Origin of the sequence: Erysipelothrix larvae, assembly GCF_001545095.1 — a bacterium.
In the GTDB taxonomy this organism is placed as follows: domain Bacteria; phylum Bacillota_I; class Bacilli_A; order Erysipelotrichales; family Erysipelotrichaceae; genus Erysipelothrix; species Erysipelothrix larvae.
This window is the reverse complement of the sequence record NZ_CP013213.1, coordinates 1,888,119-1,899,969: the sequence shown is the minus strand read 5'-3', so window position 1 is coordinate 1,899,969 and position 11,851 is coordinate 1,888,119. Positions and strand designations below refer to the sequence as shown.

7 protein-coding genes are annotated in these 11,851 nt (G+C 34.5%); 6 read left to right on the top strand and 1 reads right to left on the bottom strand.

Annotated elements, in window-relative coordinates:
- Position 1: 1 nt before the first annotated feature.
- The 6 genes from AOC36_RS08665 to wecB all read left to right on the top strand — a co-directional run bounded on the left by AOC36_RS08665 (position 2) and on the right by wecB (position 7,562).
- Positions 2-1,219: a glycosyltransferase family 4 protein gene (locus AOC36_RS08665; RefSeq protein WP_067633402.1), complete on the top strand. Its 1,218-nt coding sequence runs from the start codon at positions 2-4 to the stop codon at positions 1,217-1,219.
- Entirely contained in the window at positions 1,216-2,328 is a 1,113-nt protein-coding gene (locus tag AOC36_RS08660) for a glycosyltransferase family protein (RefSeq protein WP_067633400.1), read from the top strand. The genes AOC36_RS08665 and AOC36_RS08660 overlap by 4 nt, the downstream gene beginning before the upstream one ends.
- Before the next feature lie 147 nt (positions 2,329-2,475).
- Complete coding sequence (locus AOC36_RS08655; protein WP_067633398.1) at positions 2,476-3,711, top strand: glycosyltransferase family 4 protein; 1,236 nt, start codon at positions 2,476-2,478, stop codon at positions 3,709-3,711.
- Positions 3,701-4,954, top strand: coding sequence for a hypothetical protein (locus AOC36_RS08650; RefSeq protein WP_067633396.1), 1,254 nt, complete (start codon positions 3,701-3,703; stop codon positions 4,952-4,954). The genes AOC36_RS08655 and AOC36_RS08650 overlap by 11 nt, the downstream gene beginning before the upstream one ends.
- Positions 4,955-5,184: 230 nt before the next feature.
- The gene (locus AOC36_RS08645) at positions 5,185-6,405 is read left to right on the top strand and encodes a nucleotide sugar dehydrogenase (RefSeq protein WP_067633393.1); all 1,221 of its coding nucleotides are present in this window, start codon (positions 5,185-5,187) and stop codon (positions 6,403-6,405) included.
- Between the two features lie 17 nt (positions 6,406-6,422).
- A complete protein-coding gene (wecB, locus tag AOC36_RS08640) occupies positions 6,423-7,562 on the top strand; it encodes a non-hydrolyzing UDP-N-acetylglucosamine 2-epimerase (RefSeq protein WP_067633391.1) in 1,140 nt (379 codons plus the stop codon).
- A gap of 414 nt (positions 7,563-7,976) precedes the next feature.
- On the opposite strand, the gene AOC36_RS08635 is transcribed toward wecB, so the two are convergent.
- Positions 7,977-11,810, bottom strand: coding sequence for a hypothetical protein (locus AOC36_RS08635; RefSeq protein ID WP_067633389.1), 3,834 nt, complete (start codon positions 11,808-11,810; stop codon positions 7,977-7,979).
- Positions 11,811-11,851 lie beyond the last annotated feature (41 nt).

Here is an 11,851-nt window from a genome sequence, read left to right as displayed (position 1 = left end):
CATGAAAAAAATACTATTCATATGTACTGAAGGGTTTGATACACCAGGACCGTCGAATCACTTAATTGGAACCTTAATCGAAGATCTCTTAGAAGATGGGTTTCAGATTACTTTAATTCAAAGTTGTAGGCAAGGCATATATGATGATATTCCAGATAATCTTAATGATAAGCTGAATTTCGAATCAATTTCAGTCAATCGAAAGGTGATAAACAAAAGTTCATTTATAAAAAGGTATCTAGAGGAAGGTGTTTATCACTTCAAAGCCTTCTTAAAATGGAAAAAAGTAAAGGGAGTTGATGCAGTTTTTGTACAATCATGCCCCACCGTAATGTTCTCAATCATACTTTTGAAGTTATTTACACGATATCCAATTCTATATAGCATTCAGGACATGTGGCCTGGAAGTGCAGTAAGTAGTGGAGTCTTGACAAATAAATGGTTAGCTCTACTATTTTATAAGCTTCAAAGGATAACATATAGCCTTAGTGATGTCTTAACGGTAATATCTGAAGACATGAAAAGGAAGGTTATTGAGCAAGGAGGCGAAGAAGAAAAGATTCATACAATTGTCAACTGGTTTGACGATAGATCAATTCATGAGGTAGATTGGACAGAAAATAGATTCGTCAATAAATACAAATTAAAACGACATATGTTCTACGTTCAATATGCAGGAACCATGGGTTATGTATTTGATTACAAAATGGTCCTCAAGGTTGCGGAGAAGTTGAAAGATTGGCAAGACATTGAATTTCATATGATTGGTGAGGGGAGTCAGAAAGATAAATTTCGACAAGAAGCCGATAAAAATTTCCTAGATAACATTGTATTTTTCCCGCTCGAACCACAAAATATGGTTTCAGATGTATATAGCGCATGTTCAATTTGTTTGATTCCCTTAATAAGGGGTGTAATCGGAAATTCTGTTCCAAGCAAAGCGGGTCTATTAATGGCATGTAAAAAGACAATTGTTAATTCTGTTGATGAAAATTCAGATTATTACAAAATGTTCAATGATAACGGTATTGGTGTTTCTGTTTCTAATAGAGACCCAGATAGTATAGCTCAAGCAATCGTTCAACTGTATGAAAATAAAGAAATACGAGATGTAATTGCAGAAAATGGGAAAAGATTTGGAGAAAAGTATTACTCAAGAGCTGAAAATACTATAAAATTTGCGGAGATATTTAATCAGATGATAGGAGGTGTTGAATGAAGGTACTCGTTATTGGTTTTACAAAACTAGCTTATATGCCCTATATGAATTTTTACACTGAACAATTAAAAAAAATGAATAGCAATACGAGTTTACTTTACTGGGATAGAGATTTAAAGCCTGATATAGAGGCACCCATTGTAAATCAACTGTATTGCTTCAAGAAAAGTATGTCAGATAGCGATTCTATGATAAAGAAGATTCCAAATTTCATTAGCTTTAGAAGGTTTGCAAAAAAGGTAATCACAAAAGGGGATTTTGATTTAATTATCGTGTTACATTCAACACCTGCAGTATTATTGTCAGATATTCTGAATAGGAAATTCAACGAGAAATATATCTTAGACTATCGAGATTTTACTTATGAAAATATTGGCGTATACAAGAAAATTGTTCATCAACTAATTAACCACTCAAGGTTGACATTTGTAAGTTCCAGAGGTTTTCAGAAATATCTTCCTGATTCTGATAAAATCCATGTTTCTCATAATTTACTTCTGCATTCCTATGCAGACAGAAATTGTCGAAAAACATTACCGAGAAATAATGTACCTCTACGAATCAGATTCTGGGGATTAATAAGACATGTTGAGATTAACATGAAAATAATAGATAATCTAGCAAATGACTCAAGATTTGAATTGCATTACCATGGACGGGAACAAGAGCCAGGACGCCTTCTAAGACAGTATGTTCAAGCGAATGAAATAAATAATGTCTATTTTCATGGTGAATATATCCCAATTGATCGTGTGGACTTTGCTTCAACAACAGATATACTTCATAACTTGTACGAAAATGACACAAAAACAACGTATGCAATGGGGAATAAATTTTATGATGGTCTCACTTTCTATATCCCGCAATTATGTAATAAAGGCTCATTTATGGGTGAAGAAGCAATGTCAAGCGGGATTGGTGTAATGTTGGATCCTTCAGAAAATAACTTTTCAGATAAAATTTTTGAATATTACCAAAAGCTTGATTGGGATGAATTTACCAAGAATTGTGATGAAGCATTATCAAGAATCACTAAAGAGTACAATAATGGAATTGACGTTCTTCAGGAATTATTATTTTGTGAAAAGGAATCATTAATAAAACAGTAGTTCAATTCAGGCGAATTAAATTTTAACGAAAATAAAATGTAAATTGCCGGAAGGTAACATTTGAAACACTAACCTTATGTAGTAGCCTATTTTGGACTATAAAAAGATATGGATGTTTTGAAAACAAAGAGAAGGGGTTTTGAGTCAATGAAAATTTTATACATATCGCCACCATTATATGGATTTTGGGAATGCTTATTTGAGGGTGCAACTGAAATTAATGGTCTGCCTTCGTTCAATAAACCTTTGAGAAAACTTATCGAAAGTGGTCATCAGGTTGATATTGTGCTACTCCATAATACTAAAAACTTACCTAATTTTAATATTAAGGCCAGTTGGTTAAAAAGAGAAATGATTAAAGAATGTCTCTATTATGAGAATAAAATGATATTGAGACCTATGAATATCATAAATAACCGAAGAATCATAAAAAGATTAATGAACGATGAGCATTATGATTTTGTATACGGTCATGGATCAGCAACAGAGATTTTTAGGAGCACTGCTCACAAATCTGGAATACCCTTTGGGCAAAGGTTATATGGAACTTTTCTGTGGAATAGCATTGAAAAAAACGGGTTATTCAAAACTAAAATCAAGCACTATATTGAGTATAATTCATTTAAGACTGAGAAATCCTTTTTGTTAGTAACAAATGATGGATCAAGAGGTGACTTGACATTTAATGCGATTAATAAAGGGAATCATCCATTTGATTTTCAATATTGGATAAATGGTGTGAATATACCTTACAGTATTACAAATGGAGAACTTATTGATTTCAAGAGAAAGTTAGTATCTAAACCATTTCTTTTCTATGTTGCGAGGTTTGATGAATGGAAGCGACAAGAAAGGGCGGTTAGAATTTTAAAAAAACTAATTGATCGAGGCCATAACATTCATTTATATCTAGCGGGTCCTTCTGAGAAAGGTAACACGTGGTATTTTGAGTATGTAATGGATCTAGTTGAAGAACTTGGACTTAATCGTAATGTGACATATATGGGGCACATTGATGCCAAAACTATTTATATGATGTGTAAGTTATCGATTGCATCGCTTAGTTTGTATGATGTCTGTAATTTGACCAATGTTTTTCATGAGATGTTGGCAGCAGGATCAGTTGTTATTGTTAAAAACGATGGTGTTGTAAATGATTTTATTAAACAAGATGAAAATGGCTTTGTTGTTAATTATGAAGAAGAAGTGGTTGACATAGTCGAAAAGCTGTTATTAAACCCCGAAATAAGTAAATCCATAAGGCAAAGAGCAATTGAAACTTCCAAGACAAAAATGCTAAATTGGGATCAAAGAATTGATTTGGAAATTCAACTCATAACGAAATACGCGAAGAATAAAAAGGATAGTAAATATGATAAGTAGAATAAAGATGAGTACATTTGATCGGTTGGTAACATTCATTATAATTGTTGGTCCAATGTTCACGCAATACTCTAGTATTTCAAGTGTGATACTGCTTCCAGAATTACTAATCTTTCCGTTATTGTTTTATTATTTTATGAGGTGCAAACCACTTACTATATTGAACTTAAATACTTATTTCCGATATTATTGTGTCGTTTTGATATTAACGCTCTTCATTTATTTCGTAGACTCCGATTTGAATTTATCAGTCTCAACTTTCGCTTTTATCAGACATATTTTTTATACACTAATCATTGTTAGCATTGGATATAAGAAGTTTAATATAGATTATGCTGCTAAAACATTGATTGTCATTGCTCTCATTAATTCATTGTATGGGTTCATTCAGTACTTAGCATATAATTTACTGGGGTTAATTTTACCATGGCATTTTAGTTTTCTTCCATTAAAATATGGCAGAAGCCTTGTTGAGAACAGTAATTATTTATTTAGCGAATTTGGGTATAGATTCTCTGGCTTATTCTCGGAGCCAGCTCATTTCAGTCAGTATGTGTCAATTGCACTGCTTGTTATCTTGTTTTACAAGTCAGATAAATTTAAACCTAACAATGTTGTGAAAACAATTGTTTCGCTAATTTATATTTTATCTCTGTTGCTTAATGGATCAGGAACTGGTTTTGCAATGATCGTGTTTGTTATTGGATTATATTTTATAAATAGCGAACGTAAAAATATCAAAAGTCTATTTTCAAAAGGCGCTTTATTAAGTTTAGGTATTCTATTTGTAGTTTATATTACAAAAAACGAAATCATTAACGGAGGATTAGATCGGATTTTAAGTACATCCGATGTATCAAGTGGAAATATCAGGATATTTCGCCCATTCTATGTATTTAGTACGCTTCCTGTTTTAAATAGATTTATTGGAGTTGGATATGCGAACTATAGTAACTATGTGATGAATTCATCATTAGCGACTGCCTATGAATTATCAAATAATAGAGCATGGACGAATACTATTGGTTATATCCTAGTGGGTTCAGGAGTTGTTGGTTTCTTGTTTTATATCAGTTTCATTTTACTGCTGTATCGTAGGACTCGCAACTTTTATAGGTATTTAGTTCTGTTGATACTATTATTCGCACTGTTTACTGAAGTACCACTGTCATTTCAATTCATCACGATTATGGGTTTCATTAATAAAGGAATATTCACAAAAGAAATTTCATTTATAAACTAAAATGAGCGCATAAATCAAACAACAAAGTAAAGATAATATCCTCAAGGATTAGATGTAGATTGTAAGTCTTACTTTTCGTTTTGACTTCACATATAACCGACTATAGATGTTTGAGTGAATTGATTATGTGGAATGTATGAATCGGTGACATACATCAAATTATTATAAATATATTGCTTAGATTGCTTGAACGAAACAATTAATCGTTCAATAAGAAGGATGGGAACGATATGATTAACGTAATTGGATTGGGTTACATAGGGCTTCCAACAGCTCTAATGTTTGCTAAAAGTGGCATTGAAGTTATTGGAACAGATCTAAATGTAAAATTGGTAGAATCTCTTTCTAGAGGGGATCTTACATTTGAAGAAATGGGATTGAATGAACTATTTAATGAAGCGAAGGATAAGGGTATTATATTCACAACAGAATATCAGAGGACTGACACATATATTATCGCAGTTCCTACACCTTATATTAAATCAAGTAAGAAACTTGATTCACAATATGTAATAGCAGCTGTGAATTCAGTTCTGGATGTTTGTGTAGAAGGATCTATTTTGATAATTGAATCAACAATTTCTCCAGGGTCAATTGATAGATATGTCAGACCAGAAATTGAAAAAAGAGGGATGTGTATAGGTAAAGATATTCACATCGCTCATGCACCTGAAAGGATTATCCCAGGAAATATGATTTACGAACTTGAACATAATTCAAGAACGGTCGGAATAGACAATCATAAGATTGGTGAAATAGTAAAAAAATTATATTCAAGCTTTTGCAAATCAGAGATAGTAATTACTGATATAAGATCTGCAGAAATGTCAAAAGTTATTGAAAATACATACAGAGATGTAAATATTGCGTTCGCAAATGAGCTCGTAAAAATTTGTAGAGTAGACAATATGAATGTTTATGAAATCATCCGTATTGCTAATATGCACCCAAGAGTAAACATCTTGCAACCTGGGCCTGGAGTTGGAGGTCATTGTATATCAGTAGATCCATGGTTTTTAGTAGGGGATTATCCAGAACTTACTCATCTAATCCATACAGCAAGAGATATTAACGATTCTATGCCTTCGTACGTCCTCCGAAGGACCAGAGACATCATGAGGGAAAATAATATTACAGATACCTCTAAGGTCGGTATTTACGGATTAACCTATAAAGAAAATGTTGACGATATACGAGATAGCCCAACTATTCAACTTCTGAATATTATGGATGCCCATTTAGCATTTGGTGCAAAAGTGTTTGATCCGTATATTAATGAAAAAATAGTGGATAATCAGTTTATGAATTTCGAAACGTTCTTAAATGAAATCGAGATTCTGATTATAATAACCGCACATGATCACATTAAAGATAATCTGGAAATGGTGCGGGGTAAAATAATTCTTGATACTAAAAATATATGTGACTTTGATAGAGTTTACAAACTATAAGACAGGATTTAAGCAAGATGAATACAATAATGGTGGTCTTTGGCACCAGACCTGAAGCAATAAAAATGTGCCCATTAGTTAAGGAGTTAAAGACACGAGACACACTGAATACTGTTGTTTGTGTTACGGGTCAACATAGAGAGATGTTGGATCAAGTATTATCCGCCTTCAATGTAGTGGCGGACTATGATTTATCGATAATGAAAGACAGACAGACTCTTTTTGAGGTAACAATCAGTATTCTTGAGAAAATGAAGGCAGTTCTTGAAGAGGTAAAACCAGATTTAGTTTTAGTTCATGGTGATACAACTACAACGTTTGTGACATCATTGGCATGTTTTTATCTTCAAATTCCTGTGGGTCATGTAGAAGCTGGATTAAGAACTTATAATATTTGTAGTCCATATCCAGAAGAGTTTAATCGGCAAGCGGTTGGAATTGTATCAAATTATAACTTTGCTCCTACTGAGATCTCAAAAGAAAATCTTCTGAAGGAAGGCAAGAACCCAGACACTGTATATGTAACAGGAAATACCTCAATCGATGCACTTAAGACGACTGTTCGAAAAGATTACACTCATGAACACTTAAAGTGGGCATCAGATAGTAAATTGATTCTTATCACTGCTCATAGAAGAGAAAATCTTGGTGCTCCTATGAGAAGTATGTTTAATGCGATTAAACGCATTATAGATGATAAGAAAGATATTAAGGCAATTTATCCAATTCACATGAATCCAATTGTAAGGGAATTAGCGGATGAAATATTTGGAAATACAGATCGAATTCGTATTATTGAACCTCTAGAAGTTCTAGATTTCCATAATTTTTTGTCTCGGGCATATCTAATTTTAACTGACAGTGGGGGAATTCAAGAAGAAGCACCAAGTTTAGGAATCCCTGTTCTAGTAATGAGAGATACAACAGAAAGACCAGAAGGTATCGAAGCAGGGACCTTAAAGTTAGTTGGTACAGATGAAGAGGTCATTTATAAAACATGTATTAGCTTATTAGAAGACGACGAAGCGTATGATAAGATGAGTCATGCAAGTAATCCATATGGTGATGGCTTTGCATGTAAAAAAATTGCAGACATTATCTGCAAAGAATTAATTGTTAAGGCTTCTTCAGTATGTGACAACAAGCATTCTATTTAGCCCAGATGTTAATGATAACTTTGATGAGATAACACCACTTATGATCAGGCTCTTAAGTACGCAAAACCTATGTGAAATCTATGATGAGTCTATACTTATCATTACTAAAATGAGCTTAGTGTCGTTTCAAAAGGTATACCATGCTCAAATGTGATTGCGTTATGCTACGAGAAATTAATAGGTTCTGAAGTATATATAATATTCAAAGAACTCGATACTGATTAAGTAGTAGGGTCATTCAGTACAAATACAATATACGAAAAACTGCAAGTTAATCCATTAATCATACAAATGATAACGGATTAATTTGCAGTTATTTTATGTGCACGTGATTATGTTGAATAATACAGCACATAATAAAAGCCAAGTGATATAAAGGGGTATCCACCTTTATTCACAAGGCTTATATAAGCATTAACGTTTTGTTCTTTTTTTACTTTCAACAAATAACAATGTACATCCAAGTAGGATACTGACATAGTGTCCATAGTGTGTTGAAACACCAGAACGTGGTAGTGTTTGAGATGGTGATTGTGTCTTTGATGTTTGTGTACTTGGAGTGTGTATACTTTGTGTTTCAATGATATTTGTAATCACAAAGTGACTAAACTCAGTGGCTTCAAAGGTTAGGGTACCATCTTGATTGAGTGTACTCTTAAGCTGTGTCATGGTTGTATCATGGTTCACATGATATACAGCGATTGTCTTGGATGGATCAATTGAATCGGGTATGTTTAGGGTAATGCTGACCACGCCATCGACTGAAGTGATGTTAGTTTGGTCTATGTCTTGTGGTGTGATAGAAACCACAAAGACATTGGATATTGTTTGGTTTGTAAGTGTTTTTTTGATTGATGCAATGTATGCATCAAGTATATCGTGTGTCAGTGTTGGTATGCTGATATTAATGGTATCCAGTGGTTTTTCAAATACAGATTCAAGATACGCAACACGTGGCGTTTTCTTAAGATATGCAGCTGCATTCCCTGTAATCAACGCCTGTTTTATTACTGGGTCTGTTTCAGTATGTGGTTTCTTATCAGGTTGTGGGTTGATTGGGGTTACAGGTTTTGGGTGTACTGGTATTTCAGGCTGTACTGGTTTTGGTGGTGTTGGTATTTCAGGTTGAACCGGTTTTGGTGGTGTTGGGATTTCAGGTCGAACCGGTTTTGGTATGATGGGTTCAAAGTCTTCAGACTCGATGATTTCAAACCCTTCTACATCACCACGATGTCCATAATCAGTATAGAGATCAATATCATAGTGTGTATCCGTAAAATCCCCATCCCATCCCACAAAAGGATAAATCTTACCAAATCCTTTAATTGCGGGTGCGGGTTTATATAGCGCATAGATATCTTCGAGAGTTATGGTTGAACCATATGGAACTTTTGTAGTGATGCTTTTATTTTGGTAAAGGTCACGTAGAGTAACGGTGATGGTTTCAGGTAACACTTCAGTGAAGTCGGGTTTTGCCCTAAAGTTTGACATAATTTGGTTGAAGTCACCAATCCAACCATGGAAGGTGTACCGTGAATCTGAGTCTAAAGTTGGTAACAAGTGCGGTTCTATTGAGTCTCCTTTAAAAATTAAGATAGTGTGGAACTCCTTACCACGGTAATCTTCAAAAGAGATGTGGACATATTCTTCGGCGTAGTTTGGCCAAATATTAACGTCATCATGGGTATCAAAGAAAAGTAAATTCCAACCGGTAAACATCAGGTTACCGATATCATTGAGTGTATAAGGTTCTACAAGTGTTTCAAAGTCAACCTCTGAGTTCACAGGAACTTCGAAACGTTGTATTTCCTTCCCATAGTAATCAAAGAGTTTTATCTGAATGGTTGTTGGTGTTTTTTCTTCATATAATGGGTAGATATCCATGTCTTCAGTGATGTCATTTGTTTTAATGTCCCATCCTTTGAAGGTATAACGGGATGTGTCCTTAAGGGTTGGTAAGATGATTTCATCCAAGGTTTCACCTTTATAGAGGTCAATCTGGGATGTGTAGTTATTGTGATAATCATAGAAGGTGAGTGTGTGGGATGGACGTATATATTCTGGGTATACAAGAATATCATCGGTGGTATCTGTTGTTGTCCAGCTCCATCCCATAAACTCATAAAAATCATAATCTTCAAGTGTGTATGCTTTTTCAAGGCGTTTGGGGTCGATTGTGGATCCAAAAGGGACCTTTTCCACATAGGCTACTTTTTGTTGATGATCGTAGAACTTAATCAATATTTCTTCAGGTGTCTTTGTATCAAAGATCGGGTATATCTCAAGATTGCTGGAAATGTTCTCGATCTTAGAATCCCATCCTTTGAAAGTATAACGAGAAGTATCTTCAAGGATTGGTAGGTTTTCATCTAATATTGTTGAACCAATTTCGTAGTTTGCAGTTGTGAACGCTTGCCCATTATAATTATAAAAGACAACCGTAAATGTTTCAGGGTGATAAAGCGGTCTTAGAATGATGTCATCCTTAATAGGGATAAACCCTTCCCATCCCTTAAATAAGAGACTTCCACGATCTGGAAGTAGATGTCGATTGAAGATTTCTTCAATATCAAGATCAATGTTCGTATTGATTTTGTAGGTTGCGATTTCATTTCCCACGCTATCAAGATAGGTAAGTGTATAACTTGTTGGATTTTTATCAGTGGATTTAGGATGTACATCAAGATCTGTTTGTATGTTTGTGAGATCATGATCCCATCCATCAAAGGCATACCGCGATGTATCCTTTAGGGTGGGTGTAAGATCCTGTGTTAGGGTGTTTCCTTTGAATACATAGATGGATGTGATGAAGTTTCCATAATAATCATAAAAGGACACTTCTAATTGGGTTGTAGTTGATTTGGGTGTTACTGTTATATCGTCACTGGTATCTGAAAACGTAAGATTCCACCCTCCAAATATATAATCTTCGCCATCTTCGAGTTGGAATAAATCCATAAGATAAGCTTCGTCAATCTCAGTATTCGCAGGAATGGATCGTTGCGCTTTTAAGAGATAATCAAATCCTAAGAAGTTTACGACAATCGTTTCGTTTTGTTTTATCGTGACATCGGGATAGATATCTGTCTTTTCTAGAATTGGCTGATCCATATCATACTGCCACCCATTAAAGGTAATCTTTGATGTATTATCAAGGATTGGTATTTCAGATGGATTCCTACTAAATACATACCCTTTTGGTAGATCATATTCACGAAACACTGGGCCATCTGGATTGTAGAAAACAACAGGATATTGAACATTCACGCGTGATGCATAGGGTACACCTTCAAAGTCATAGATACCGATGCGTGAGGGTGAAACGGTATCCTCATGAATGAAAAGATTAATGGTACTTTGTGTATGTCTTTGTTGATTCGATATCGCAATCAGGTCAGTCCCCATGTTATTGATGATTTGCGTTCTTTTGATGGTTGCATTAATTGAACGATCCCCTGTATCCTCTGCGAATGCAAGGATTATTGGTGCACTTATTTTTCCTGAATGAGTGGCACTAATAATTCCAGTTGGATTCTCTATGGATGGAATATCATACTGCAAAATACTATCCGTAATGAGAAGATCCCCAGATCTAAAATCAATGATGGATGGCACACCTCTTTCCTTTTTGAATTCAGATTGATTGATGTGTGTGAATCCTGATTTACTATCAATAAATAGATTCACATCACTGATTACATCGTTGATATAAAGCTGATGTGATTCCAAGGTTTGTTGGGTCCTTATTTCACCACTCAAAAGACTTTGGAAAAATGAAGTGTCTGATGCTTCATGTAAGATGATTGAATTGAAAGCACTGGGTAAACCAATCTGACTCTCAGTTGCGGAAAAAGTGCCATAGTTCGCAATCACAACATCAAACGGGTGATTACTATAAAGCGTTCCTTTTTTTTGATTTTGGGATGCTCCATTGACATGAAGTTGACCTCCCTTTTCAATCACAATCATTTCATGAATCATTGCTTCATCTTCAAAATCCCCCATAAGGGAAAACCCACTAAGATTGAGATGGATCATAACGTCTTTAGGTATGGTGATGGTTTGGTCTACCGTAATATCCTGTATTAAGGAAATATAGACGAAGTCATCCGATTTTACGTTTTGTGTTATTTGAATGAGTTCTTCTCCTGAAATAACAGAAAAATTTTTTGCATCTGCGCTGACGCGTGTTTGCATTGTAAGAAATGCAAGACAAAAAGAAAAAAAGATTAAAAGTGCTTTTTTCATAGTTCCCCTCCCATGTGTATCATGAAATCCTCTAAAAAGAG